The sequence below is a fragment of the Shewanella sp. 3_MG-2023 genome, from assembly GCF_030548765.1.
Taxonomy (GTDB): domain Bacteria; phylum Pseudomonadota; class Gammaproteobacteria; order Enterobacterales; family Shewanellaceae; genus Shewanella.
Genome location: NZ_JAUOSH010000036.1, coordinates 23,508 through 50,431, shown reverse-complemented (window position 1 = coordinate 50,431; position 26,924 = coordinate 23,508). Strand labels below are relative to the sequence as shown.

Sequence of the window (26,924 nt, the reverse complement as noted above, 5' to 3'; positions counted from 1 at the left end):
GGTGATATTAGATTATTGAGGGTAAATACAAATGACTAAACCTCGAGAGATATCCATTTCAAACACGTTTTGGGGCATAAATGCGTTACAGCCACCAACTTTATACTTCGTTTATATTGGCTCTTTTTCAGTAGTCCATTACTTCAGTTTAATCTATTGCCTGCCGCAGGTGCTATATAGAATATACGAATGTCGCGATCACATAGTCAATGATGTTCCCTACATCATAATGACATCTAACCCATATCCCTATGAGTTAGATGTGAAACAGCGACCTTATGTGCAGATACAACTGCGAGACGCTGCACTCTTTATATAAGTCAAAAGGCCCATAAACTTTGCCACAACAAATGCCTGTTTTGGTCATATTTGTTCCCGACAAATAATGACTGTTCCCGCCATCCTTGGCAGTCAGAAGCTCGCTGCTGCATCTACACAGGGGTTATTATCTCTTCGATTTGACTGCATTCGTGGCAATAAAAGAGCTAACGTTAGAAATCTATAACATTAAAAGTCTAAAAGACTCAATTTGAATTGAGGTCATCGAGACTCTTTATTCCGATAACTCGTGAGCTTGGCATGGAAGCCAATTCAAATTGTAATACTTCATCTAAACAGCAACATTGCCCTGCTTATAACACCTTAAAGCATCATCACTAAGAGTCAGCCTCAAAACGAGCCACTCTGGCTTCAACCTCTGTGCAGCCGGTGCTTTGTATCAACTCAGCTAAGGTGGTACTCGGGCGTTCAGTGAGCAGGCGCACCAGTTTTACGGCTAATGGTTCTAACTTGTCACTATGTTCAAGCAGTGCGATGTTTAGCTTTTTTATCAGGTAGGCAAACTCATTATTAGTTTGCCCTGATAACTGTGCGGCAAAAGACTGAATATTAATGGCATCTCCCACGAGTTGCCAATTGCGAGAACGACGCACTCGCTTAAGCTCACAACCATATTGCGTAGCCATATCTTTAGCCTGCTTGGCGGCGCTGCCACCGATGCGATGAATAAGCGAAGGCAGTGCAATGGTGATATCTTCATTCATAGGAGGATTGGTTAATACTCATTCAGGGCCTTTGATTAATAATGAATCATACCCCAATAACACCAATCTAAACATGAGAAAGCAGCTTGGCGAGTTAAAGTGCACTACTTTTTCAAAGACTTAAGCTGACCTGTTTAAGTTCAGATAAAAAAACGCCGCATTGCTGCGGCGTAAAGGAGGTTGGAACGAAAAAAGCTTAACGCTATATTCAGACCTCTTGGCCCAATAGCGTAATTAAAACTAGCTAGCCATGGCTAAAGAAGGCTTGTTTTCTGGTAACTTCACCATGAAAGAGATGACGGTTGATAATACGATAAGTCCTAGCATTAAGTAGAAAGTCGGAACAAAGCCACCAAATAACGAAGCGACAATAGAGCCAATGATGCTGCCGATACCAAAGCCAAGATAAATAAAGCCATAAATTTTGGTTAAGTTGTTAAGGCCAAAGAAGTCACTCACTAGCGATGGGAACACAGTAATGGTGCCACCAAAACTAAAGGCGATACAGGCAACGGCTAAGTAAAAGCTCCACGCATTTAAGTGAACAAATAACAGTGAACCGACACCCGCTAAACATACAATAAGCGCAATGCTGATGACTTTCATGCGATCCATTTTGTCAGATAACACACCAAGAACTAAACGACCTGAAAGGTTAGCCACCGCAATCACTGCCACTGCAGATGCTGCTGTTGCCATACTTAAATGTACATAACCTTCGCCAATGTCTTTTGCCACACCAATCACGTATAAGCCACTCATACAGATGGTTAAAAAGATTAATGCTAGTACCCAAAACTGTGATGATTTCATTGCTTGCGCCAGTGTAAAGTCTCTGTTTGCAACGCTGTTTTCTGCGGTTGAGACTTCTTGAAGGGGGGCATCTTTCATCATTAATCCACCCGCAATCACTAGCACCATGGCAATCACAGCCCATGTATCAAATGTCATCGCCAAACCTGAATGGGTCAGCATATACATGTTGATGTATTTAAAGCCTAAACTGCCAAGGCCATAAGCACCAATAGCACAAGCAGACACTAAACCTTTACGTTCAGGGAATAATTTAACGCAGTTAGATAGGCTCATTAGGTAACCGGTACCATCAGCAAAACCCACTAACAGGCCGCCACATACATATAGCATTAATAGGCTATCTGCATGCGCAGTAAGAAATAAGCTCGCGCCGATTAATAGCCCAGCACCAATGGTGACATTACGAACCCCAAAGCGCTCTTGTAACTTGCCTGACACTGACGAAGCCACGGCTAGTGATAAACTTAAAATACCGAAAGTAAACGCCACATTACTCACTGGAAGCGACAGTTTCTCAGCTAACGGGGCATTGAATAAGCTCCATGTGTATACCGAACCCAAGGCGAACTGCGCCAAAATGGTACCAATAAGCGTCATAATACGCGCTCGGTTTGATATTTGTGCTGACATAGTGTCACTCTCCACAGCAATAATTAATGATTAATTTAACAATATGGTGGTCAAAATACGGCTTTTTGAGAGGAAGACAAGAGTCTGAATTAACTAAAACATGAGCTGTAAAATAGCGGCATCAAATGCAATATATCGGCATGAAATGCATTTATGGGGGTTAAATGCTGAGTGAGCTTATCTGCAGTAGCAAGGGTGGTTGTATCGTTTTTTGAGTCGTCTTTATGGGTAGGCGGTGTTGAATAGTTCGTTAGCTAGCCAATGACAGCAGCGGTTATAAGTTCATCAGTGCTCGAAAGGTTTTTATGTTACTGCGACTCACCAGCACTTCACCGTCAATATCGCGCAGTTTTAACAGATAGGTGCTATTGGTCCAAGGGATGATCTCACGAATTTTATCGATATTAATGCAATAGGATCGATGGCAGCGAAAAAACGATTCGCTCGGTAAACGTTCCATCAAATCAGTAATGGTATAAGGCACATGAAACACCCCTTCGCGAGTATATACCTCAGTGATTTTTTCGTTGGCAACCGCATAATAAATATCACTAATATAGCTGACCACAATGCGGTTGTTTTGGGTTAAATTAATGGTCTGATTAAGGCTGCTGGCCTTAGGCTTGGGCTTGTCGGTATTCACTGGCAAAGACTCGACATTGATATCTGCCGCTGATAGGTGTTTTTGAGCTTGCTCAAGTTTTTGCAACACCCCAATAGCCCGCTGCTCATTAAAAGGCTTGAGCAAATAATCAAATGCTTCTAACTCAAAGGCATCTGCGGCGTGCTCTTTATAGGCAGTCACAAACACGATATGCGGCTTTTCAGAAAATTGATGAATGTTTCTCGCCAATAACATACCGTCAATGGATGGAATATTAATATCAAGAAATATCACATCCACTTTATTGCTTTGCAGGTATTTAAAAGCTTCAAGACCATCATCGAAGGTCGCTACCACTTCAATCTGACTATGGGTTGCGATCAAATAAATCAGCTCTTCTCGTGCTAGGTATTCATCTTCTACAATCAAGGCTTTTAACATAGCTCCCCCTATAGTCTTCTAATGAATGAAAAAAGACATCTCAGTGCCTTTTGTCAATGCAGTAATCTCTAAGCCAGCACCATAGAGTAGCTTTAACCTTTGGTGTACATTCATCAAGCCGATGCTCGTGCTGTCTATGGTTCCTTGGTGCAACTTATCAATCAAAGCCGGATCGATGCCAACCCCAGTATCACGAATGGTAATTTTCACCCGATCATCTTGCTGCTTTTTAACCGTAATCAGCACCTCACCAGGATAAGACGCAGGCTGAATGCCATGTAAAATGGCATTTTCCACCAGCGGCTGTATCAGTAAGCTTGGCACACAAGTGTGTACATCATCAATATCAAAGCTGACGGTTAATTTAGGCCCAAATCTCGCCTGCTCAATCGCGGCATAATCCCGCACCTGTTGCAGCTCTTCTTGGATATCTATCAGCTCATCAGTGTGATCTAAATTAAAGCGTAAAAAATCCGCTAGTTTGGCGATCAATTCTCGAGCTTGCTGAGGCCGAATACGTATTAACGTAGAGATAGCATTGAGGGCGTTAAATAAAAAATGCGGATTAATTTTACTTTGCAGCGCCGAAAACTCTGCTTTTGAGGCCATGGTTTTTAACTGTTCGATGCGCGACACTTCCATTTGGGTAGAAATCAGCTGCGATAATCCCACCGCCATTTCCCGCAGTGAAGACTTAATTTGATAAGGCTCACGGTAAAATATTTTTAAGGTACCAGTAACGACATTGTTCTCCATTAATGGAATGATTAACAATGAATGAAAGTCATGGGCATCAAGGTTATTGCTAATAATTTGTTTGCCTGTGGCAACGGCTTGCTCGGTCATCTCGTTAATTTTATTGTGGGGCTCTAGGTAGTTTTCTTGACCTATACCCACATAAGCCAGTACTGAGGTGGTATCAGTTATCGCCACCACATCCGCTTGTGTATCAAGGCGGATGATCTGGCAAACCGCAATTAACGACTGACGATCATTTTGACGAAAATAAGGTAAGGTTTTATTGGCAATATCTAAGGCCAATTTTGCCTGCTGCGCAGCAATCCAATCTTTTTCATCGTCAATATCTTGCACTAACTTGATAATCAGCCCAATGGACACAGTGCCCAATATCATCGGCAAACCAATGTGACGCACAATCACCATTGCCTGCTCATAATCATCTGAAAGCACCACAATCAGCACCATGGTCAGCACCTCGCAGATAACCCCCGCTAAAATGCCATACCAGGTATAGTGTTTTTTATCGACACCGACATGTATCCAACTTGCCAGAAAGCCTGCAAAAATACTCGATATTAAACAGGCGGTTGAAGTCGCGCCATCAAGATCAATTAAGTAACGATGCAGCCCTGAGATGATACCTGCTGGGATCCCCACCCAAGGGCCAAAAAGGATACCGCCAGATAACACTGCAATAATACGCACATTAACCAAGGAGCCATCGACCTCAATGCCGGTGTAGGTGCTCATAACCGCAAATAAAGTAAATAACAGCGACATCATCGCCATCTCAATCGGTTTTCGATTTGGTTTGGTGATGATTTTTTGAAAGCTGCGGGTGCGAGTAAGCAAAAACAGCAGCATCAGCATTAAGGCTGCCCGTTCAAATACGGCGATTAACATCATTAATTGCTCGGTATACATAGCAGCGCCTCTAATAAACCCAATTGATAGCAATAGGTATAAGAATTATATGATGAAATTTTTACAATGCCAGTATTTGACCTTAAAGGTAAATTGTAGAAAGGTTTATATCGATTAAAGAAGTTTAAAATTTTCCAAGCTTAAAAAGCTTGCCAAAAAATGCCAAATGAACAGAAAATTGCCACAAACCAAGCCAGTGAGCGCATAGTTGATAAGCCCTTTAAGTACAGCAAGTGATAGCTCACTCTAGCAACCACATGCACCATAGCTAACGTCGAAACAGTAGCATTAACATTATCAGTTGCGATCGCGGTTAAACTGCATAAACCAAAAACGATCAAAGATTCAAAGGCGTTTTGATGCCCTGCTAGTGCTCTTGCGCCAAAACCGGTTAACTTTGCTTGCTGTGCCCGCGGATGTGCATTGTCATAACCGCCGAGTTTTGCCATTGCCACAGCAACTGGCCCCTTGGCTAAATAGGGTAATAAGATTGTGATAAACAGACAAATCAGTAACGTTTGCATAAAAGCTGCCCGAGTAAGTTAAGGTCATTAATTACTAGTAAATCATTAATTACTTTTTAAGCCCAATGTTTTATTCAGCTAATGTTTTATAAATAATTGATTACCCATGGACCATTCCACCCTGTAAAACCGTTACTACTAACTTATGCACAGTCATCAGAATTTATTTTAAACAAAGTGATTCATTATTAAGCCTTTAAAATCAGAAACACACCTTGGTTAAATTAGCTGTCAGTCATAACAGCCTAGTAACAGCTTCACCAATGCAACTGATACAGCGCCCTGATTGAGGTTACTAAAGGTAATCCTCCAGCAATGAACCCCAGCCTACTGACAGCATAAATCTAACCATTTTATGCACAATATCGATAAGTTATACTTTAGCTAAATTCTTTAGCTCAAAGCTTTAGATCAAAGCTTTAGCTGAGTGCTCTGTTCACTGCAATTTGTGCCACTGTCACGATCGCAACCCTTCACGCGTTCAGGGTTTGTCAGTCATTGCTAATAAATAGATAAACCATTGGCAGATTATGACTCTAATACTCGCCACCCTAGCTGTATCATTATCAAACAACAACAGTTGTTTTTATGCACATTTTTTAACTACTTATTCCTAAAAATCTTTTGACACCTTTGTTAATGAATTGTTAAGTTAGAGCTTGTGCTCCAGCTGATAATGAATTGGAGTGACAAAAATAACCTCATGAAAAAGAAGGCTAATTGATTAGTTACTTTTAACCATCGTGTATGTAATGACGTTTATTTCGTGATGGATAATAATAAAAACACCCACAAGGAAGCGCTAAATTATGAACAGATTACTGGTTCTCATTTTACTCTTTGTCAGTTTACAAGTTTCAGCTAAATCGTTACCACCGATACTCGATCATCTGCCTGTGTGCACGCCAACAGTGATCGATGGCATCTATGTGGAAAATACCCTTAAAAATAGCTCAAATGATAAATTAATAGAAACCAGCTTTCGCCTGATCCAGAAAAAAGCCAAACAAAAGCGGGTCGATGCCGTCATTATTACTAATTTAATTGAAGCCAATAAAATTATTATCACTGCTGACTTAATTGATTTTTGCGACGAAGATGACCGGTTATCTTCGGTGAAAACTGCTTATAATCAACTTAGTCGTAAACCCATTAGCTTTAAAAAACCGGCGCCAGCCACTAAGGTTTCAACAGCAGCAACGACCAATCGCATTACAGCTAAACCCAAAACGACCACTGCGCCACAAGTCACTTTAGCGCAGTCACAAATTAGCCCTGCGATTACAATACTGTCAGAAAAAGAATTATCTAGCCTTGCAAGAGAAGCAAGCTTTCCTTCAACTAATGTGACTCTATCTAGCGCCTACGGGGTTAGCATTGATGACTCAACCCAACGTCTGATTGAATTACTAGGTCCTGCCAGCGCTTTATTTACCCTAAAAGATCAATCCCAAGCATGGCTATATGGCCGCGAGCTGTGGTTTATTATCGACAACAATAAAATTCAGCAAATATCCTATAAAGATCGCTCTTTACTTAACTACAATGGCAAAAATTTAATTAGCTACAACGAAAGGTTTGATAATAACTGGCTGATTGATGATAAAGCCGGATACCGTGATGAAGTACTGCAAGTGCGCAATAAGCTTGATTATTTAAAGCAAACCAGTACTGAAGAATATATCGTCTCCAATCATAAAAACTTACTGACGTTAGAGTTTGATGAGTTTTCTTCTATCACCAGCGATGAGCCTGAATTACTGCTCACAGGTTTCACCTTTAAATCAAGAAAATACAGCCGTGATAATGATGAGATATTATTTTCGGAGCTCAATACCCAAAAGTTAACTGAAGTACTTTTACCTACTGAGAACAATCAACCCAGCACGCTCGATGCGCTAGTTAACCGTTTTGTGCCTAATGTTATTCAATTTTCAAACAACGGCGTTTGGAGTTTACTGTCAAAAAATGTGCAGGTTAAGCATTACAATAATGTCATTCAAAAAGTAAAACTCTCTGAGAGTATTAACTACCCTATTGAGTCTGATGAGCAGTTTATGGCTTATTTAAAATCCATTAATATCCCAGCCACCCGTGAAGCTATGTTGGCACACTTTAGCGATCAAGCCAGTGTATGGTATGAGATCATTAATGTCGAAAGTGATGACTTTGTATTAAAAGCCGAGTTCACCTCTGAAGATGATGATGCGATGTTGATTTCATTGGAAGTTGAGTATTTATAAACAGCTCTTATACGTAGCACTTATCAATAACAATCATCACTCGCTTAAACAGTGATATTGTTATTAATACTATGATTAACACTTCAAAAAAGCCCAATAGAGACTATCTATTGGGCTTTCTTTATTCTTACCGTTATTAACTAAGTACGACTACTCATTTGGCAGCCACAATTTAACGCTTAAGCCTTTCTCTTTACGATTTTGCATGGTGATATGGCCACCATGAGCTTCAACTATTTCGCGGCATAAGGGTAAGCCAATGCCAGTGCCCGATTGTTTAGTTGAATAAAACGGTAATAAGGCTTGAGATAACACCTCGCTAGACATGCCTAAACCGTTATCTTCAATGGTGATCATCACCCCAGTAAGCGGATGACTGACCTCTAGAAACGCCATAGTGACTCCGTCTTTATCAGTCCCAGATTCATGGGCATTTTTAAGCAGATTGATTAACACTTGCTCTAATTGCACACAGTCTAAGGCAATGGCTTGTTGCGGCAATGCTGAGGTTAAACTGAACCGATACTGCTGGGCTAACTGCTCGATTAAATTGTCCCAATTAACTGGCGATCTTTTAGGTAAAGGCAGCTTAGCGAATTGGGCATAATGGGAAATAAATTGGCTTAAATGGGCGGTGCGATTTTCAATGGTATCGAATATCAGCGCTAATCTTTCATTATCAAAATCTTTAGTGAGTACTCTGCCAGAATTGACCATTGAAGCAATAGGCGCCACAGAGTTATTCAACTCATGACTGATAATGCGGATGACTTTTTTCCACACCGCTACTTCTTGGCGATTAAGCTCTTTGGTTAATTGTTTAAGTAAAATTAAATGGTGACGTTGATTATTTTGATTAAATTGCCCACGGGAGATATGCCATGTTTCGATTTCACCCGCGCTATCATCGCTTAACCCTTCGCCATTGGCATCAATGGAAAACAAGCCTTCATGCTCACTCTCTAATGCCTGCTTTAACGCGCTTGGTAACACTGCAATCAAATCTAAAAGCAGCATGCCTTCAATTCTAATCCCCTGATTAAATAAGTGCCTGGCGGCATCATTTGCATAAATAATGCGTTGATTATCATCCACCAGCAACATGATGTTAGGCGAGTTTTGTATCACTTTATCGAGCATTAATTCACGCTGATAAATAAACTGCCGCTCTTTTCGCAGCTTGGCCGAGGCTTGATTGTATAAATCGGCCAGTTCATTAAGTTGCGGCTCATTATATTCAGGTAATGACACACTAAATTCATTGTCTTTAAAGTTCAGTAAGCCTACTTCTAATGCTTGTAAGCTTTCGCCCAGTTGACGAGTCAGGTACATACTGATGAGAAAACACGGGCCCAAGCTCACAACCACCGCGGCCCATACTGACTCATCCCCAAGCCATTGCCACAGACCGTAAGCCAGCAACAACGACACTAGGGTGCAGACTAAATTTGACAGTACCAGTTTGTTCCGTAGGCTCATTTAAGGTTTGTTCTCTAAGTTGATTTTCATACTGGTTTTCCATAACCACGTTGCTGAGCAAAATTACTTATTCACTGACAAGCCATACTTTTCCATCCGCCGATACAGTGCTTGGCGGCTTAACCCCAGTGCTTTAGCGACTCTGGAAATAACCCCACTGTGCGCCACTAACGCTTGTTCAATTTGTTGCTTATCAGGCTCTACAGTGGTGTTTGTCGACGTAACTGTGTGGTCTTGAGTAGGAAACTCTTTAGTAAGAGGTACGTTGTGCGATGAAGTCTTTGTTAGTGCATTCTGCTCTGTCAGCGTTTGCAACATTGACAACCCTAAATCAGCACTGCTTAATTGTGATGTCTTAGCCAGTAATACTGCCCTTTTACAGACATTTTCAAGCTCACGTACATTGCCCGACCAAGGATGATTTAACAGCGCTTGCTGCGCCTGTTTATCAAAACTAAATGTCTCCCCGACAAAGAAACTGGCTAATGGCAATATGTCATCAATGCGCTGATTAAGCGGCGCTAACGCTAGTTCAATAACATTTAAGCGATAAAATAAATCTTCTCTGAATTGCCCATTGGCAATGTCTTCGGCTAAATCAGCATTGGTGGCGCTGATGACACGGACATTCACTTTTCGAGTTTGATGGCTACCTAAACGCTCAAACTCACCGGTTTGTAATACCCGCAATAATTTGACTTGCCCTGATAAAGGCAAGTTACCAATTTCATCTAAAAATAAGGTACCACCATCAGCGGCCTCAAAACGGCCAATACGTGCTTTATTTGCGCCAGTAAAAGCCCCCGCTTCAGCGCCAAACAGCTCAGCCTCCAACAAGTCCATTGGCAGTGCGCCAATGTTCACTTTTATAAACGGTTTACTTTTTAACAATGAATTTGCTTGGACGATATCAGCAATTTTATCTTTACCTGCGCCATTGGGGCCAGTGATCATCACCGACACATCAGAGCGCGCCACTTGCAGTGCTAAGTCAATGCAACGCTGCATGGCGCCGCTGCCAAATACCATACCGCATAAATTAGCGTCTTTAATGGCGCTCATGCGTTCTGAATCCAGCCGTGACAATTGGTTATTTTGCTTAGATAAGTGATATATCGATAACAAATTACTGATGCTATTTAGCAGCTTGGCATCATCCCAAGGTTTACCCATGTAATCGGCAGCCCCAGCTTTAACCAGCTCAACCGCGGTTTCTAGCTGAGTCCAGGCGGTCATTAAGATGATAGGTAAATTGGGTTGTTGTTCACGTAAGGTATAGAACAGCTGGCGGCCTTCTTCACCAGAGGTGGTGTCCTGGGTGAAGTTCATATCCTGAATAACCAGGCTGATATCTTGCTCTGCCACAATCTGTAAAGCTTGCTCTGGGGTTTCGCAGCTTAATGATTTATAGCCATGAATATCCAACATTAATGTCAGAGCGCTACAAATGGCATGATTATCATCAACGACTAAAATACTATCCATGTGTGTTCATTGTTCTCTTTTTTAGGGATACCCTTATGGGGTTCAAACTACCGTAAAATAGCCTCGTTTACGAGGGTATCTTACGGTACATTTGCTCTACACGCTGCGGGTGGCCATTGCAGGTGAAATACTTGAGGCGCGAACGGCAGGAATAATAACCGCGAGAGTCGTCACCACCAATAAACCCAAGGCTGCAGAAATTGGATAAACACTGGGCAGCATAGGCAGGCTATATAGCGTCATTAATTGTTGGCCTAACTGCATCGCCAGTAAGCCCCCGATAATGCCGCCAGCAATACAAATTAAATAATTTTCAACCATAAAATAACTGACTATATCGCGCTTTTTAGCCCCTAATGCACGGCGAGTACCAATCTGTTTAGTGCGGCGCTGAATGTTAAACATCACCATTCCCGTCAAGCCTAATGCAGTAATCAATAGCAATAGCACCACCATCATACTCAGCACTGTCGCCATTAAACGGTGATTACTATAGGTCTGTTTTTTAAGGTCTGACAGCGATGAAAAGTTATCAATAACCCGATTAGGGTTTTCTGCATGGAACGCCTTTTTAATGATCGCTTCCAAATCAGCTATGTGCTCAGGTAGTGCTCTTACCATATAGGTCTTATTAGTACTCTGACCACCAAAATCAATATTTTGCATCACACTGTATTCAAAATTTGGGTTATCTACCCAAGCCCCTTGCAGCTTTTCAATCACCCCGATTATTTCAATGGGCGTCTCACCTTGATACATGACTTTACCCACGGGTGATTCATCGCCCCAAAACTCTTTAGCTAAAGGCTGAGACACCATGGCTAACATACCGCTGTCATCTAAGCTGGTATTCATTTCTTCAGGCCTAAAATTACGCCCTTCTATGAGTTTAGCTCCCATGGTGTTTAACAGATGATCGCTACCTAAATAAAAGGCAAAACCAGGCGTTGTTTTAGCAGTATCACTATCTGGTCCATCGTTATATATGTCCATCCAACCACTATCACTTAACGGCATCATATTCGTTGATGACGCATCAATCACATTAGGCAAACTGCGCAATATTTGCTGGTCAATTTTGTTCTGCTCAATATTATTAATTGCGGGGTCAAAGTTATAAACATTAAAGCTAAAGATTTGCTCTTCAGCGTAACCTGAGTCGCGCTGCATCATGGTTAAGCGTTCATGAATAATAAAACTGGCATTAGCCACAATCGCTACTGAAAGCATGATTTGCAGTAACAACAGAACTGGCGCGCTCTTACTGCGCAATAAACTCGAAATAATCGGTTTGATATGTAACATGTCGAATTCCTTTTTCTGGTTAGCTATTGTGCTTTCAAATACACACTTGGTTTAGTGCGGCACACCACCCAAGCAGGATAAACACCCGCTAACACAGCGGTTGAAATGGCAATTAATGGGGTAATAATCCACATACTGCTATCAAGCCCTGCCACGCTGGCATCGACATTAAATTGTGATTCAAGCAGGATTAGTGCCCCCCAAGCCCATAACAACCCGACCACGCCACCAATAAAACCGATAATGCCAACTTCAACCATATATTGACTGAATATTTGCCCACGGCTAGCACCAATAGCACGGCGAACACCGACTTCTGGCGCACGCTTTAAAAACTTTGTCAGCAATAATCCAAGAATATTGACTAAGCACACCGTCAGAAACAATACACTCAATCCCACTAAGATTTTGTTATCCCTCGGTACGACATTATTGTCCTCAAGCCACTTCTCCACATGACTTATCTGTACAGCTTCTTTGGCTGTTTTAGCCGTATCAGTAAAGCGGCCAAAGCTGCGTTGCTGTTCAACATATTGCGTTAACCACGTTTGTAACTGTTGCTTATCAGCTTCTGTATCTAATAGTGTCCAGAATTGAATCCAAACTTTCTCAGAATTCAATCTATCTTGGTGGGTCAACATCGGTTCAAACTGCCATCCTTGGGTATTACCCCAAACATCAAATTCTTCTTGTTCGGTTAATGAGAAGGGAATAAATATATTCTCTGCATCATTAAAACCACCATTGGTAGGATCATAGTATTTAGGTTGTGGATTCCAATCCTTTATCACCCCAACAATTTGATATGGTTTACGGTTTAAATAAATTGTTTTACCAATACTATTCTCACCATCAAAAAAAGTAGTATTAAGTTTTTCACTAATCACCACTTGATACGCTGGCAGAGAATCAACACTTTTATCCCATCGCTCACCGTATAGGAATGGCACTTCAAAAATGGTAAAAAAATCGCCATCAATCACTCGAACACTTTCTAAAGTCGGCTCTTTTTTAGGATCATCAGACTGCATGGCCAGTCCCGTTCGATAAGAAGCGGCTTTAAGCTTTAGATCATTATGATTTCTAAGGTTAATTACATCCGTGTAGGTGATGTTTGACATGAACTCATCCCATGAATCTAATCCTTGGCTCCACAACTGCACCGAATTGATTTGATCACTACGATCACCCGCCGGGTTATAAGACATGGTTTTATAAACATTTAAGGTGGTGATAGTAATGCCAATACCTATGGATATTGCTAATATCATTAGCAATGACAACATGGGTGTTTTCTTGATGCTGCGCCAAGCAAGATCGCAATAGTATAAAAACATAGTGACTCTCCTACTCGGTCATTAAGCGCCGTTAGCGACTTTTTGTAAGTCGGCTACCACACTGTGGTCAGCTTGTTGATACATCGAAAAATCACAAACCTGACCATCGACAATTTGGATATTGCGCTGAGCGCGGCGAGCAAGTTCGGCATCATGGGTTACCATAATAATGGTGGTCCCTGACTGATTAATATTTTCTAATAATTCCATCACTTGGCGCGCCATTAAGCTGTCTAAATTACCCGTTGGCTCATCGGCAAGTAAAAAACGAGGTTCACCAGCCAGCGCTCGAGCAATAGCAACTCGTTGCTGTTGCCCGCCGGATAGTTGCGTCGGTAAATGCTTCATTCTGGCAGCAAGACCGACTTGTTCTAATGCTGATTCCACACGGCGCTTGCGCTCAGCCTTATTAAAGCCACGATAGCGCAGTGGCACTTCAACATTTTCAGCTAAATTCAAATCTGGAATAAGGTTAAAACCTTGGAAAATGAAACCAATTTTTTCATTGCGAACTTGGGCACTTTTATTGTCATTAAGGTTTGATACATTGACGCCATCAAGGTGATATTCGCCGTCAGTAAAACCTTCAAGCAAACCGGCAATATTCAAAAAGGTGGTTTTACCTGAACCTGATGGCCCTGTTACAGCAACAAACTCCCCTTCTGCCACTTCAAGGTTAAACTCCCGTAATGCATGGGTTTCGACTAAGTCCGTTTTAAATACTTTGCTAATATTTTTCATTGATAACATTGTTGTATTTCCTTGTTTAACTCGGCGGTATTTCATACCACTTCAAGTTCAATTAATTTGTTTAACCTTCCATATATGATCGATATGGCATGATTGAATAGGCGTTAAAAAATCACCACTATCTGTAATACTGAGGAGATGTCGAGCTTGATGAAGGCGTTAACTAAGTCATTCTGAACCGCTTCAGTCGCGCTATCTGACACTTGAGCGGTTAAATCAATGAGCTGAAAAGTGAATGACAACCAGTCTAGGCTGGCATCTATACGATAACTCACCGCTAAACTTAAAAGCATCAAAGCCATCACGCTAATAAAGGGTCTAGTTTGTAATTTTTTCATGGTCGTATCCTTACCGAGCTTGGATTAAATTTGTTGGATAAAATTTAAGTTTTTATAAATTCTGATTATCTAATTTGAGCTTATCTAAGCTGAATAGTGTCATCGTTACTAAAAGCTTCGGTGCCTGAAATAACCCACACATCACCTTCTTTACCGCCTTCAATCACTTCCACCTGACTCATACTTCTCACACCTAAAGTCACGGCCGTCTTTTGGGCTATATCATCAGTCAATAAATAAGCTGTTGAGCCACCGCGATTTAAAAAGTCGCCGCGCTTAACCATTAATACATTGGGGCGGTTTTCCAGTAATACTCGAGCCGATAAGCGCTGATTTTGACGTAATGACAATTGCTCATCAGCATCAAAGCGAACTCTGGCAGTGACTTCACGGTTACGCACTTCTGGTGAGATTGAGGACAATTGCCCCATGACATTGATATTGCCAAAGCTCAGCTCTACATCCATGCCGATACCTAAGTCATCAGCATAAGATTCAGGTACGGCGAGCTCTGCTTCAAAGGCACTTAAATCCACCACGGTTAAAATAGGTTGGCTGGCACCAATACGGGCTTTTTGCTCCACCAGCCAGTTACCAATAATGCCTTTCACTGGGGCTTTAATGTTAAGCGCACCAAGTTGACGGGCTAACTCCTTGACCACTAACGCTTGTCTAGACACTTCTTCGGCACGATTTTTAAGCTCAAATGCTAAGGTATCGCCCATTAAGTCAACTTCGGCAATGGCATGTTGATGCAGCAATTTTGCTTTGTGCAGATCATCCTTACCCTTTTCAAAATCGATTCGACTTATCAAACGGCTTTCAATCAGTTGATCGCCGCGGCGACTTTCACGATCTGCCGCCTCTAAGTCCACTTTGGCCATGTCTAACACTTGGCTAACTCTGAGTTGTTCTCGGCGAGCATCTAACTTGGCCCGTTCTAAATTACTTTCCATTGCCCCATACAATGATTGCTGCTGCTCATAAGAATTTTGTAACTTAGGGCTTTCTATTTGAGCAACCACTTGACCAAGTTCAACGATATCGCCAGGTTGGCTCAGCATAGTCACCACACCTTGTTCAGTGCTATATAAAACAGGTGCATTAGCAGCAACGATTTTACCGGTGGTGGCAATATCACGAACCAAAGTGCCGCGAGTCAGTGTCGCTAGCCTTAAATCCGTTGAATCAATTGAGCGAATATTATTGTCATGTCCTAAGCTTACCCACACCAACGCACTCATCAACAAGCCAAGGGTACCAATCACTAATGGCATTTTTAGCTTATTGGTTAGCTTTGGCTGAATAACCTTATCTTGTCCGCTGGTATCTTTAATCATCATTAATCCTAGAATGCGCTCAATGCTGCTGCATTTATCAATCATATTGCATTGGGTATAGCACAGGCTGTGCCATAAATTAAATAATGATATTAATTAGATACTTAAGATATTTTAATTATACGACCAACAATCGAAAGTGTCCGCGGACACCCTGTAAAGTGTCCGCATTAAAATGAGAAGTGTCCGAAAACAAAAAAAGTGTCCGCGCGGACACTTTTGGGCAATCTATATTGAACTGCTTAATTCAAGCCGCTTTAGGGCTGACGCACCTTATCCAATGCACTACACAAGGCTTCAACACCTAAAATAGCCCGTGGGGAGGCGCGATGCAGTACATCTGCATTGAGTTGATAGATATGCTGATTTTTAACTGCGGGTAATTCTGGCCACTGTGACCAATCAACACCAATAACGTTGCCCTCATCTTGGCTTTGTAAAATCACTTCTGCCATGGTGAGCAATACATTCTCAACGCTTACTTGCGGGTATTCACTGGCTGCATCGATAAAAACATTTTCACCATGACAAGCTTCGATAATATGCTCTATCCAACTGCCTTTAGATACTGTCATTAACGGCGTTGACCACAACTGGTAAAACACTTTTACTGGCGACTTTAATTGATTTTCAGCGCGGATATCCGTTAGCTGCTGACGATAGTTTGCTGCGACTTTAGCCGCTTTATCTTGATTACCCGTAAGCTCACCCAATTGTTCTAATTCATTGGCTACATCATCAAGGCTTTTAGGATCGCTATTAAACACCTTAAAGCCTAGCTGAGTTAGCTGGGTGATATCGTCCATTTTATTGCCGCTATTCCACACCACGATTAAGTCAGGGTTTAGCTCTAACACTCGCTCAATTTGAATACCGTAGTAACCACCGATACTGGGAATAGACTTTGCTGCCTCTGGAAAATCAGTATGATCAGTAGTGGCAACAATAGACTCGCCAGCACCGATGGCATAGAGCATTTCAACCGCGTGGGGCGAAAGCGCTATGATACGTTTAGCGGGTTCGGCTTCTTTTGTCTTAGCGTCTAAAAAAGGACTTACCACAGTGGTGATGATAAAAAAGATACTGATGGAAATTCGTGACAACATGCTTTTCCTTTGAAAAATTACACTGGGGTTATTGGGTCAATGCTATCCCAGACTCTATCTGCAACCGACTATTACTTCAAACAACTCAGTCAATGAGCTACTCAATGAGTGTATCAGGCCAACCGTGAGTATCGATGTAAGCTTGTAAGTTTTTAGGTCTATATTTCATGTCAGCATCCCATCTTTGTTTCACTGATTGATGTATCCAAATAGGTTTCTCGCAGTCAGTTAGCGGGCGATGATATTCACCACGAATACGATACACATGCTTTTTAGACTTATGCTTGGTCGCCATAGGATTAGGGCGCAAACTGTCATGCAAATGGGTCTCAAATGCTAAGTCAAATTCACTGGCTTGTTGCATCATCCATTTAAGCGCGATATCCGATAAACAGCTCTGATCATCATCAGGCTTATAACTGCCGCCTATATTACTGTGCACCCCTGCAAACCACACTTGTTGAATATTCATGTTGCTGCGAGGCTGCCAAATGGTGGGTCTAAAGTCGTCACGCACTTCATCAATGGCCAAAGCATGGCGCGCTACGCTAACATTACGCCCAAGCTTAGTGTCGTAAAACTCATCTTTATCTTCAAATAAGCCTAAAAATGAGAATGGAATTCCCATGGCGCCGACGGTATCCCACACCCCAACAAATTTGACCTGCCTTGATGGGTAACTGTATTGCTCACGAAAAGCGATGGATTTTGCGCCATCAGGCTTATAGGGTTTTGATTTGGATTTATAGTGCTCAAACGCCGCTTGAATTTGATTGGCATCGGGGCGCTTTAGAATGCCGCAGTTATTAATTAAGCCGCATAAACTGCGCACGGTATAAGCGCCGCGGCTAAAACCAAACAGATATATTTCATCGCCTTCGTGGTAGTTTTGTACGATATAGCGATAACAATCCATAATGTTCTTTTGAACACCACTGCCCGTTATGCCGCCAGATACTGAGTCATAATATGAGCCGACGCCCCAATCGTAAAACACCTGTTGCGCCACTCCATCATCGGCAATGGGCTTAATGCCTCTGGCAATACGTAGCACATTGGTGGGAAAGTCTTTTTTAAGGTCTTTCTCTGGGCGGTTCCAGGTGCCATCGGCACAAATAACAATACGTTTTTTCATTATATCTTCCTTGAATTACAGCAATAAGTGCTAAGTAATAAAATAGTATCAATCCTTGCTAGCAGATAAAGCTTCGACCTTTAGACTATAGTCAGCCCGCCCTAACAGGGTTTACTCTAACTCAGTTATTGAGCCATAAACAAAGGAGTTTTTATGTTAACTGCGGATCAATCTGTACTGGTGATTGTGGATGTGCAAGGTAAACTTGCACAGGTAATGCAGCAATCTTCGGCGCTGCATCATCAGCTCGCTATCTTGATCCAAGGGGCGCAATTATTTGATATTCCAATTTTATGGCTAGAACAACTGCCCGATAAATTAGGTCCGACCTCAGCGCAATTGAGCGAGCATTTATCTAAAACTACCCAAGTGATTGCTAAATCTCACTTTAGCGCATGGCAGTGCCAGGAGTTTCAGCAGCAGTTAACGCGCTTAAATCGCAATCAGATTATTCTCTCGGGCATTGAAACCCATGTATGTGTTTATCAAACCTGTCAGGATTTGTTGGCTAATCGTTACCATGTGCATTTAGTTGCCGATGCGATGTCATCGCGCATTGAGGCCAATAGAGCCTTAGGCATTGAAATGATGCAAGCCCTAGGCGCTAAACTCACTAACACTGAATCTTGTTTATTTGAATTGCAACATCAAGCGACAGGCGAGCGCTTTAAATCATTACTTAAGTTGATCAAATAGCAATTCTAAATTAAAGCCTTATGGATGATTGTTAGCGCTTTGATACCAAGCAAATGGCTTTTTAGATGTCATATTTAATCCCATGTAACCTTTATCATTGGGCATGATTTGGGCTTAAATAATCGCATTTCTTGCGCTAAACACTGCTGCATGCAAACTTAGTTTCTCGATTTATCCTCCCAAGATTGTCAATAAATTGCTGTAAATCTAACCTGTGTATTTTGTATTAAGCTAAACTTACTGATAGTTTTATGGGAAACACAGTATTTCTGTTATTATTTGCAACCAAATAATCATAATTTAATGGATTAGCACTCGCTATCCAAGTTCATTCGCCACAGGTAAAAATATGATTAACCACTTCACCGTCCTCGGTGTTAAAGCCAGTGCCAAAGAAGACGAAATAAAAAAAGCCTATAAACGTTTATCAAATAAGCTGCACCCCGATAAACTGCTTAACGCATCTGAAGAAGAAAAGCATCAAGCTGCAGAGCAGCTACAAAGGGTTAAAAATGCCTATGATGTTTTATCTGATAAAAAATTAAGAACTGCATTTATTAAAGATTTTAATAATGTCATCGTGACCAATCCTACAGCGGCAATGACCGAGCTGTGGGACCAATTTTATTCTTGAGAAACCCATGAGCCAAACACTTAATATCTCACGCATCAATGAGTTAAAAAATAATGCCTATGACAATATCGAATCGTACAACGACCCCGATACCCCTGATGCATTAGCAAAATTCACCAACTCAATGAAAGAGATTTTATTAGCCGATCCGTCGATGCTAGCTGCGGTACCCGAGTATTTACCGGTTGCCTTATTTAATCGCATTCGTTTTTCTGACGAAGCCAAAATGAAATGGGCAGGCTGGATTGATAATGCGGTATTGCCAACATGGGACGAGTTTAAAGTCACGGTGCAGTTCAACAATGCCGATGTGCCATTAGTCCTTGCAGTACGTAAATATTCTGAAGAACTGTTAATTGAAAGCTGCGCCGTGGTTTATCTGCTTAATACTCAAGATAACGTGGTTGCACCAAGTAAGTCTTTTGCTTCATCTGAAGGTGGCAATAGCGACGATGGTTATGACCCATATAATAATGATGACGACAGCCAAAGCGAAGATGAAGAAGGCTATTACGACCAATATGATGAAGAGGAGCGTTAATGAACAATCTTATTGAAATCACTGCTGCTGAGATTAAAGATCTCGCTGATGTTGAGCCACAACAAGCCAGTAAGCGCTTCGAAATCATTGCTAACACAATGAATGATGAGCAGCTTGTTGATGTCATTGAGCATATGGATATCGTTACCTTAACTCAAATCAACAGTCATCATGATATTTCTTGTCCGTCGATCATGTCTGAGCTGATGACCCCAGAGCAAATCCGCGACATAGTGTGTCAGCAACCTTTGTATTGGGAAGAGCAAATTAAAACCAATGTTGATGAATTAATGCATCATACCTTTGAGTTTTTAACCTACCTTATTCGTATTCAGGGCACTGAAGAAAAACAAGCCGCCATTTTAGAGTGTATTGCAGAAGATCCTGCTGGGCTGTTTTATTTATCAATTCCGTTTATTGAGTTGATTTTGGCGCCATCAGCCGAGCAAGACCACAACACTATTTTTGACTCATATGATGACGAAGATGATGGTGAAACAGTGGGTTATAGCAACTGGCAAGCAGATGAAGAAGCCCATAGCCTAGCGATGGATGATCCCCGCAGCCTATTGGCATTAATTCAACAAATTGCGCCTGAAGTGGCCAAGTCGATTAAAAATCTGCTGCGTAATGAAAGTTCTGGTTGGGAACAAATCATCGGTAAATTCGTTAATGAGCTGGTGTTACAAGCAAAAGATAAAAACCAAGTGGCTGATGAGTACGCTGAAGTCGATGATATGTTTACTTTTCTTGATTAAGGAAACCAGTTAATGCAGTTAGCATTACGTGATAACAATCAAAGCCCATACTTTAGTCGGGTACTTGAGTATGGCCGCCGTGAAGCACTATTAACCGATGAGCATGTCACCCAAATAAAATCGAAAGCGATTTTAATGAGTCTTAAACTTGCTGATAAGTTTTATAACAAGCACAAAATGCATTTGCTGGAGCAAGCAGCCCATGATGTCATTGGCGTGGTTAGCCTAGGGCTTATTGCACTAACCGGTCACGAACCCGTTGGCTCAATCAACTTGCTGAAAACCCCTGATGGCATAATGAAATGCTTTCAAAAAGGCTGGAGCATGTTGACCACTGTGAGTAAGCATATGCATGGCAGTGAAAAATCACTCTATGGTGATATCAATCCAATACTCATGGAAAAAATCTCGACCCCGCCAGATACAGATGAGTGGCTAGGTTGGCAAGATTATCAAAAAGCGCTTACTGACCACAGAAGTCAAGAAGCCACGAAAGTATTGCTTGAAACCTTTTACGCTAAAACTGAACTCGATCCATTATTTAGTCTTGGGCTTGAAAGCGTGCTGGCTGAAGCCGTGCTTTATCGCATGATGTTTGATGATGCTCGTGTACGTGAAGACATGAAAAAGCGCCTGCGTAAAATTGCGTTAGACGATAAGTGGTTTAGTGTTGAAGTGATTCAAATTCATACCGACCGCGCGTTGAAACTGTTACCAGATTCATTAGCAGAGGCCATTCGCCAAGACTTAGGTAAACATTTTTACCAAGAGTTATTGCGAACGCTTAAGTTTGCCAAGAAATACCGAGAACTTGCCCTTGGTGATGCCAGTCCTGAAAAGCTTGAGCGTTACGAGCAAAAACATGGCCTACAAAGTGTGTTACTCGGTTGGCAAGACACCTTTGAGTTTTAGTGACACCAAAGACACTAAATAGCGCAATATTAAAGGGTAATAACATTACCCTTTTTTTATGCTTTAAACTTCTGATCTGAATATAAATTTCCAACGTATTATCTAACTCAGTATAACGCGAGCAAGTACCGGAGTTGCCCATGAATAGAGATGTTACTGACAGAAATAGCGCGAGCAGTGTAGCCAAGATCCCCAGTAGTCGTTTATCTCGTTTAGGTAAAATGGGCTCATTAGCATCAAGGGTTGCTGGCAACGTACTGTTTGAAGGCGCCAAACAGCTCAGTAAAGGTCAATCACCTCAGTTGCAACAGTTGGTACTTACTCCCAAGAATATGACTCAAGTGGCTGAAAAGCTCGCTCAACTTCGTGGCGCGGCCATGAAAGTGGGTCAGATGATCTCTATGGATAGTGGTGATTTACTGCCTCCAGAAATCAGTGACATCTTAGCGAAACTCCGCGATGATGCTAAAGCCATGCCCCATAAACAACTGGTTGCGATCCTCAAACAACAATGGGGACAAGATTGGTTAGCTCCTTTTGCCCAATTTGAATTACGCCCTTTTGCAGCCGCCTCTATTGGTCAGGTACATTTAGCCTATCTAGACAGTGGTGAAAAACTAGCAGTTAAAATTCAATATCCCGGTATTAAAGACAGTATCGACAGCGATATTGATAATGTCGCGAGCCTGCTAAAAATGGCGCAGTTAGTGCCCGACCATGTGCAATTTGATAAGTTACTCACTGAAGCTAAAGCACAATTACACCACGAAGCTGATTATCACTACGAAGCTAATTTACTGCAGCAATACTACACTTGGGTCGCTGATACGCCACACTTTGTGGTACCAAGAGTTTATTCGCAGCTTAGCACCGACAGTATTTTAGTGATGCAGTTTATCGAAGGCGTGCCAATAGAATCTGTGCTCAATATGGCGCAAAGCATTCGCGATAAGGTCGCCACCCGGTTACTCAGTCTTTTTTTAGATGAGCTGTTTACCTTTAAGTTGGTACAAACAGATCCCAACTTTGCCAACTTTATGTACCAAGCAGATCCTGACAAAATTGTGCTGTTAGATTTTGGTGCTACCCGCAGCATTTCTGATGATTTATCCAGCGGCTATAACATGTTAATGCAAGGCGCTATGACCAGTGATAGCGCACTCATGACCCAGGCTGCAGCGCAAATTGGTTTTTTTCAAAAACACATTACCCCAGAGCAGCAACAAGTCATTGTCGATATTTTCCATCAAGCCTGTGAGCCATTACGATGTGAAGGGGAATATGATTTTGCCAATAGTAATCTCGCTAAACGCATTACCGACTCAGCCAAGGCCATGAGCACCAAACAAGATGAATGGCACACACCGCCAACCGATGCGATTTTTATCCATCGCAAGTTAGCCGGTATCTACTTACTTGCCTCTCGCATAAAAGCAAAAATTGATGTCAGGCAGCTGTTTTTAAGCCATCAAAACAACATCTAGCATTCGCACTTAACGCTGACGTTTATTGCCAAAAGGCTTGTTTAATAATAAAACAGTCCCATATAAGAAAGTGACGTTTATTAAAAAATTTATAAACGCCTTATAATTCAACAAGGAGAGTGACATGTTCAGCCACATCATGATCGGCAGTAACGATATACAAAAATCAAAAGCATTTTACGATGCCACCTTCGCCGTTTTAGGTTACGAACCTGGGGTCATCGATGATAAAGGTCGTTGTTTTTACTTCACTGAAAGCGGTATTTTTGCCATCACTAAACCCATCGATGGCGAACCTGCAACCCACGGCAACGGCACCACTATCGGTTTTAGTGTTAAAGATGCTGCTCAGGGCGATAAATGGCATGAAGTCGGCGCCGCTCATGGCGGCACACCTTGTGAAGAACCGCCTGGAGTACGTTCAAACCCTGCGATGAATTTGTACCTTGCCTATTTACGCGACCCTGATGGCAATAAAATTTGTGTACTGCATCGACTTCCAAAATAATCGCAGTCGTAAATACAAAATAGTAACGACTGAAGTTATTTCTACCGCACGATAAACACTGAAAAATGACTTAAAGTCCAACAATCACATAGCCTTGATACTCGCTATGTGATTGTTAAATTGTCAAAGGCTGACATCAGCAACTCAAATAGTTTCTCACTCAAAATAGCTCATAATGCCGCTCAACAAAGGCCCTCATACTGAAGCCTATCAACCTCAAGCGCTACCTGTGTAAAATTAGCCACAATAGTAAGCGGCTACACTATCTTAATAGACTGCACTATCTTAATAGACTGCACCATCTTAATAGCAATAGGGTAAACTCTAGCCTGTAACCACTTGGACAGAGACTGCATGATGAAATTGGCCATAGCATTATTCCTCGCTTATATTTTACTGTTAGTGCCCAGCACCCACGCTAGCCAAGAACAGTTTAAAAGCGCCACTAATCAGCTTGAACCAACAAAAGGCCAATTATCAGTCAAGCCGTTAATCGACAATGTATTTCAGTTTACCTCTTACTTCCAAACTCAAGATTACGGCTTTGTATCAGCTAATGGCTTAGTGGTTATCGATGGCTCAGAGGCCTACTTGATTGATACCCCATGGACAGAAAAAGATACCATTCAACTGGTGCGATGGATTAAGCAACAAGGCTTTACGCTGCGGGCGAGTATTTCAACTCATTCCCATGATGATCGCGCAGCCGGAATTGGCTACTTAAATACCATAGGGGTTGATACTAACGCCTCTGAATTAACCAATTCATACTTAAAAGCCAATAATAAGCCTTTAGCAAAACAGGCTTTTACAGGCGACAAGTTGCAATTAGCCCACAAGCAGATTGAAGTAAAATATCTCGGTGCAGGCCATACAGAAGATAACCTCGTGGTGTGGCTGCCTGAGTCGAAATTACTATTCGGCGGATGCCTAATAAAAAGTCAAGCTAGCAAAACTATGGGCTATATTGCACAAGCGTCACTTTCTGAGTGGCCAAATACCCTAGATAAAGCCAAAAGCCGTTATAATGATGCAATCATTGTGGTACCAGGTCATGGCAACAATGGCGGATTAGAACTACTCAAGCACACCCAAGAGCTGATTAGTAACCATTTAAAGTAATTTATTGAAAAAGAAGCTGTAGAAGATGCCAACTGATAATAACGCAACCCATTCCACTACAAACCAGCACTGCTTTGTGCCATTTAACACCAATGTAGATGGATATACATTGCCGGAAAAATTTACTTTCCCCTTTTATTATCAGCCACACCCATTAGCGATTATCGCCGCCGAGCAGCTACAAGAGCATTTACAACAACAAACAGATTGGCTGCATAATTTTGGCATTACCGATAAAGAACATGATCAGTCAGCACCAACTGAAGCATTGCTTAGAAGAGAAGCATCAAAACACCTTCCTGCCATAGGTAAAATGTTTGGGGTATTAGTGGTCAAAAATACTCAGGGACAACTGGGTTTTTTAGCTGCTTTTTCAGGTAAATTAGCTGATAAAAACCTATGGCCACAATTCGTGCCGCCAGTATTTGATATGCTCAGTAAAAATAGTTTTTTCAAACAAGAAAATATCGAAATCAATCAACTCAATGCCCAGCTGGTTGAGTTAGAAAACGATCCATTATTACAGCAGTTGACCACTAAACTAGCGTTAACGCAGCAGCAAGCTGAAAATGCCATCGCGGCGCAGCGATCGCAAATGATCGAAAACAGAAAGTATCGCAAAGCTCAGCGGGCTCAAGCGCAAAGTCTCAATGAAACTGACTTTAAAACCTTATCAATTGAAATGAGCAGACAAAGCGTTAATGATAAATATTGCTTAGCAGAGCTTAAAGAGCATTGGGAGCGGCAAACTAAACTGGTTGCTGAGCCATTAGCTGAATTAGAACAAGCTATTAGTGCTATTAAACAACAAAGAAAGCAGCTATCTAATGGGCTACAGCATAAGTTATTTAGCCACTATCAGTTTTTAAATGCCCTAGGTGAGAGTAGTGATCTTAATAAGATTTTTAATGATGCGCCCAATCATTTACCACCTGCTGGAGCTGGTGAGTGCGCCGCGCCTAAACTGCTACAATATGCCTTTAAACATAATTTCACTCCTATCACTATGGCTGAGTTTTGGTGGGGCATGTCGCCCAAATCTGAAATTAAACAGCATAAAAACTATTACCCTGCATGCCATGGAAAATGCCGCCCAATTTTAGGGCATATGCTTAAAGGCCTACAGGTTGATGAAAATCCACTACTTAGCAACCCTGCTGAAGGGGTCGAGCTTCCCATCGTTTACCAAGACGATCATATTGTGATCGTGAATAAACCAGCGGAGTTTTTATCTGTGCCTGGTAAAAATATCACCGACTCAGTATATAGCAGAATGAAGCAAGCTTTTCCCCACGCCACTGGGCCACTCATAGTACATCGCCTAGATATGTCGACCTCAGGATTAATGGTTATTGCGCTGTCTAAAGAAGCCAATAAGCATTTAGTGCAGCAATTTATCAGTCGTACTGTCACCAAGCGTTATATCGCTAAGATCGATGGGGTCCCACAGCTTGATCGCGGCGATATTACACTGCCATTAAGAGTAGATTTAGACGATAGACCAAAGCAACTTGTCTGTTATTTACACGGAAAAAATGCACAAACCCATTGGCAAAAAGTACAGGAATTAAACAACTCTTGCTTAATTCACTTATTCCCCAAGACAGGCAGAACTCATCAATTAAGAGTCCATTGCGCCCACGCCAAAGGCTTGAACATGCCAATTTTAGGCGATGATTTATATGGAAAAAATGCACAAAGACTGCATTTACATGCTCAATTGCTGTCGATTATTCACCCTAATACAAATCACAGAATAACCTTTGAAGTTAATGCTGACTTCGAATAATCACAATATAAAACAATAGTTTTAAACAACTGAATGAATTAGTGTCAATTTTCTGTCTATTTGGCACTGATAAAAACTCTTAAAAATCCCCATTTTCAAGTGGAAATGTTAATCAATATCAGTTAATGTAATAAGTTCGTACGATATGCGATTTAATTGATAACAACCCAATAAGCTAACGTTTTCTACGTTATAAATTTTAGCCTTCCTACAAGCTGTTGATTAAATTAATAAAACTT

At 41.6% G+C, this 26,924-nt stretch carries 24 protein-coding genes; 10 read left to right on the top strand and 14 right to left on the bottom strand.

Annotation, left to right across the window (positions count from 1 at the left end; translation table 11 throughout):
• Positions 1-656: 656 nt before the first annotated feature.
• From Q4591_RS17300 to Q4591_RS17280, 5 genes are all read right to left on the bottom strand, one after another.
• Positions 657-1,043, bottom strand: coding sequence for a ribosome recycling factor family protein (locus Q4591_RS17300; RefSeq protein WP_102476319.1), 387 nt, complete (start codon positions 1,041-1,043; stop codon positions 657-659).
• Positions 1,044-1,283: 240 nt separating this feature from the next.
• On the bottom strand, positions 1,284-2,489 hold the full coding sequence (locus Q4591_RS17295; RefSeq protein ID WP_102438629.1) for an OFA family MFS transporter: 1,206 nt from the start codon (positions 2,487-2,489) through the stop codon (positions 1,284-1,286).
• Positions 2,490-2,763: 274 nt separating this feature from the next.
• Positions 2,764-3,534 (bottom strand): LytTR family DNA-binding domain-containing protein, encoded by a 771-nt coding sequence (locus Q4591_RS17290; RefSeq protein WP_303462104.1) that lies wholly within the window; start codon positions 3,532-3,534, stop codon positions 2,764-2,766.
• 18 nt (positions 3,535-3,552) lie between these two features.
• A complete protein-coding gene (locus Q4591_RS17285; protein WP_198590488.1) occupies positions 3,553-5,199 on the bottom strand; it encodes a LytS/YhcK type 5TM receptor domain-containing protein in 1,647 nt (548 codons plus the stop codon).
• Between the two features lie 140 nt (positions 5,200-5,339).
• On the bottom strand, positions 5,340-5,723 hold the full coding sequence (locus tag Q4591_RS17280) for an MAPEG family protein (protein WP_102438632.1): 384 nt from the start codon (positions 5,721-5,723) through the stop codon (positions 5,340-5,342).
• 809 nt (positions 5,724-6,532) lie between these two features.
• Between Q4591_RS17280 and Q4591_RS17275 the strand changes: the two genes are divergently transcribed.
• Entirely contained in the window at positions 6,533-7,966 is a 1,434-nt protein-coding gene (locus tag Q4591_RS17275; RefSeq protein ID WP_303462102.1) for a hypothetical protein, read from the top strand.
• A gap of 150 nt (positions 7,967-8,116) precedes the next feature.
• On the opposite strand, the gene Q4591_RS17270 is transcribed toward Q4591_RS17275, so the two are convergent.
• The 9 genes from Q4591_RS17270 to Q4591_RS17230 form a co-directional block, all read right to left on the bottom strand.
• Complete coding sequence (locus Q4591_RS17270) at positions 8,117-9,445, bottom strand: PAS domain-containing sensor histidine kinase (RefSeq protein WP_303462100.1); 1,329 nt, start codon at positions 9,443-9,445, stop codon at positions 8,117-8,119.
• Positions 9,446-9,508: 63 nt separating this feature from the next.
• Entirely contained in the window at positions 9,509-10,930 is a 1,422-nt protein-coding gene (locus Q4591_RS17265) for a sigma-54 dependent transcriptional regulator (RefSeq protein ID WP_303462098.1), read from the bottom strand.
• Positions 10,931-11,026: 96 nt separating this feature from the next.
• The gene (locus tag Q4591_RS17260; protein WP_303462095.1) at positions 11,027-12,235 is read right to left on the bottom strand and encodes an FtsX-like permease family protein; all 1,209 of its coding nucleotides are present in this window, start codon (positions 12,233-12,235) and stop codon (positions 11,027-11,029) included.
• A 23-nt stretch (positions 12,236-12,258) separates the two neighbouring features.
• On the bottom strand, positions 12,259-13,572 hold the full coding sequence (locus tag Q4591_RS17255; protein ID WP_102531963.1) for an ABC transporter permease: 1,314 nt from the start codon (positions 13,570-13,572) through the stop codon (positions 12,259-12,261).
• Between the two features lie 21 nt (positions 13,573-13,593).
• On the bottom strand, positions 13,594-14,322 hold the full coding sequence (locus Q4591_RS17250; protein ID WP_102476313.1) for an ABC transporter ATP-binding protein: 729 nt from the start codon (positions 14,320-14,322) through the stop codon (positions 13,594-13,596).
• Positions 14,323-14,426: 104 nt separating this feature from the next.
• On the bottom strand, positions 14,427-14,660 hold the full coding sequence (locus Q4591_RS17245; protein ID WP_102476312.1) for a hypothetical protein: 234 nt from the start codon (positions 14,658-14,660) through the stop codon (positions 14,427-14,429).
• 80 nt (positions 14,661-14,740) lie between these two features.
• The gene (locus tag Q4591_RS17240) at positions 14,741-16,000 is read right to left on the bottom strand and encodes an efflux RND transporter periplasmic adaptor subunit (RefSeq protein ID WP_303462111.1); all 1,260 of its coding nucleotides are present in this window, start codon (positions 15,998-16,000) and stop codon (positions 14,741-14,743) included.
• A gap of 257 nt (positions 16,001-16,257) precedes the next feature.
• Entirely contained in the window at positions 16,258-17,106 is an 849-nt protein-coding gene (locus tag Q4591_RS17235; RefSeq protein WP_102520134.1) for a cobalamin-binding protein, read from the bottom strand.
• A gap of 97 nt (positions 17,107-17,203) precedes the next feature.
• The gene (locus Q4591_RS17230; RefSeq protein WP_102438640.1) at positions 17,204-18,241 is read right to left on the bottom strand and encodes a DUF2235 domain-containing protein; all 1,038 of its coding nucleotides are present in this window, start codon (positions 18,239-18,241) and stop codon (positions 17,204-17,206) included.
• A 153-nt stretch (positions 18,242-18,394) separates the two neighbouring features.
• Here Q4591_RS17230 and Q4591_RS17225 point away from each other — a divergent pair, with 153 nt between their 5' ends.
• From Q4591_RS17225 to Q4591_RS17185, 9 genes are all read left to right on the top strand, one after another.
• Complete coding sequence (locus Q4591_RS17225) at positions 18,395-18,937, top strand: hydrolase (RefSeq protein ID WP_303462093.1); 543 nt, start codon at positions 18,395-18,397, stop codon at positions 18,935-18,937.
• Positions 18,938-19,286: 349 nt separating this feature from the next.
• A complete protein-coding gene (locus Q4591_RS17220; protein WP_076541642.1) occupies positions 19,287-19,571 on the top strand; it encodes a J domain-containing protein in 285 nt (94 codons plus the stop codon).
• Between the two features lie 7 nt (positions 19,572-19,578).
• Positions 19,579-20,112 (top strand): hypothetical protein, encoded by a 534-nt coding sequence (locus tag Q4591_RS17215; protein WP_076541640.1) that lies wholly within the window; start codon positions 19,579-19,581, stop codon positions 20,110-20,112.
• Positions 20,112-20,870, top strand: coding sequence for a hypothetical protein (locus Q4591_RS17210; protein ID WP_076541638.1), 759 nt, complete (start codon positions 20,112-20,114; stop codon positions 20,868-20,870). The genes Q4591_RS17215 and Q4591_RS17210 overlap by 1 nt, the downstream gene beginning before the upstream one ends.
• Before the next feature lie 12 nt (positions 20,871-20,882).
• Positions 20,883-21,782, top strand: coding sequence for a hypothetical protein (locus Q4591_RS17205; RefSeq protein ID WP_303462091.1), 900 nt, complete (start codon positions 20,883-20,885; stop codon positions 21,780-21,782).
• Between the two features lie 140 nt (positions 21,783-21,922).
• On the top strand, positions 21,923-23,266 hold the full coding sequence (locus Q4591_RS17200; RefSeq protein ID WP_303462089.1) for an AarF/ABC1/UbiB kinase family protein: 1,344 nt from the start codon (positions 21,923-21,925) through the stop codon (positions 23,264-23,266).
• Between the two features lie 124 nt (positions 23,267-23,390).
• On the top strand, positions 23,391-23,774 hold the full coding sequence (locus Q4591_RS17195) for a VOC family protein (RefSeq protein ID WP_102438649.1): 384 nt from the start codon (positions 23,391-23,393) through the stop codon (positions 23,772-23,774).
• A 354-nt stretch (positions 23,775-24,128) separates the two neighbouring features.
• Entirely contained in the window at positions 24,129-24,896 is a 768-nt protein-coding gene (gene bla / locus Q4591_RS17190; RefSeq protein WP_102438651.1) for a subclass B1 metallo-beta-lactamase, read from the top strand.
• 25 nt (positions 24,897-24,921) lie between these two features.
• A complete protein-coding gene (locus Q4591_RS17185) occupies positions 24,922-26,685 on the top strand; it encodes a pseudouridine synthase (protein ID WP_303462087.1) in 1,764 nt (587 codons plus the stop codon).
• The last annotated feature ends 239 nt before the right edge of the window (positions 26,686-26,924 follow it).

Bases quoted from the DNA above. Each gene is read 5' to 3' on its own strand.
- Q4591_RS17300 (WP_102476319.1), bottom strand. From the start codon at position 1,043: ATGAATGAAGATATCACCATTGCACTGCCTTCGCTTATTCATCGCATC.
- Q4591_RS17295 (WP_102438629.1), bottom strand. From the start codon at position 2,489: ATGTCAGCACAAATATCAAACCGAGCGCGTATTATGACGCTTATTGGT.
- Q4591_RS17290 (WP_303462104.1), bottom strand. From the start codon at position 3,534: ATGTTAAAAGCCTTGATTGTAGAAGATGAATACCTAGCACGAGAAGAG.
- Q4591_RS17285 (WP_198590488.1), bottom strand. From the start codon at position 5,199: ATGTATACCGAGCAATTAATGATGTTAATCGCCGTATTTGAACGGGCA.
- Q4591_RS17280 (WP_102438632.1), bottom strand. From the start codon at position 5,723: ATGCAAACGTTACTGATTTGTCTGTTTATCACAATCTTATTACCCTAT.
- Q4591_RS17275 (WP_303462102.1), top strand. From the start codon at position 6,533: ATGAACAGATTACTGGTTCTCATTTTACTCTTTGTCAGTTTACAAGTT.
- Q4591_RS17270 (WP_303462100.1), bottom strand. From the start codon at position 9,445: ATGAGCCTACGGAACAAACTGGTACTGTCAAATTTAGTCTGCACCCTA.
- Q4591_RS17265 (WP_303462098.1), bottom strand. From the start codon at position 10,930: ATGGATAGTATTTTAGTCGTTGATGATAATCATGCCATTTGTAGCGCT.
- Q4591_RS17260 (WP_303462095.1), bottom strand. From the start codon at position 12,235: ATGTTACATATCAAACCGATTATTTCGAGTTTATTGCGCAGTAAGAGC.
- Q4591_RS17255 (WP_102531963.1), bottom strand. From the start codon at position 13,572: ATGTTTTTATACTATTGCGATCTTGCTTGGCGCAGCATCAAGAAAACA.
- Q4591_RS17250 (WP_102476313.1), bottom strand. From the start codon at position 14,322: ATGTTATCAATGAAAAATATTAGCAAAGTATTTAAAACGGACTTAGTC.
- Q4591_RS17245 (WP_102476312.1), bottom strand. From the start codon at position 14,660: ATGAAAAAATTACAAACTAGACCCTTTATTAGCGTGATGGCTTTGATG.
- Q4591_RS17240 (WP_303462111.1), bottom strand. From the start codon at position 16,000: ATGATTAAAGATACCAGCGGACAAGATAAGGTTATTCAGCCAAAGCTA.
- Q4591_RS17235 (WP_102520134.1), bottom strand. From the start codon at position 17,106: ATGTTGTCACGAATTTCCATCAGTATCTTTTTTATCATCACCACTGTG.
- Q4591_RS17230 (WP_102438640.1), bottom strand. From the start codon at position 18,241: ATGAAAAAACGTATTGTTATTTGTGCCGATGGCACCTGGAACCGCCCA.
- Q4591_RS17225 (WP_303462093.1), top strand. From the start codon at position 18,395: ATGTTAACTGCGGATCAATCTGTACTGGTGATTGTGGATGTGCAAGGT.
- Q4591_RS17220 (WP_076541642.1), top strand. From the start codon at position 19,287: ATGATTAACCACTTCACCGTCCTCGGTGTTAAAGCCAGTGCCAAAGAA.
- Q4591_RS17215 (WP_076541640.1), top strand. From the start codon at position 19,579: ATGAGCCAAACACTTAATATCTCACGCATCAATGAGTTAAAAAATAAT.
- Q4591_RS17210 (WP_076541638.1), top strand. From the start codon at position 20,112: ATGAACAATCTTATTGAAATCACTGCTGCTGAGATTAAAGATCTCGCT.
- Q4591_RS17205 (WP_303462091.1), top strand. From the start codon at position 20,883: ATGCAGTTAGCATTACGTGATAACAATCAAAGCCCATACTTTAGTCGG.
- Q4591_RS17200 (WP_303462089.1), top strand. From the start codon at position 21,923: ATGAATAGAGATGTTACTGACAGAAATAGCGCGAGCAGTGTAGCCAAG.
- Q4591_RS17195 (WP_102438649.1), top strand. From the start codon at position 23,391: ATGTTCAGCCACATCATGATCGGCAGTAACGATATACAAAAATCAAAA.
- bla (WP_102438651.1), top strand. From the start codon at position 24,129: ATGATGAAATTGGCCATAGCATTATTCCTCGCTTATATTTTACTGTTA.
- Q4591_RS17185 (WP_303462087.1), top strand. From the start codon at position 24,922: ATGCCAACTGATAATAACGCAACCCATTCCACTACAAACCAGCACTGC.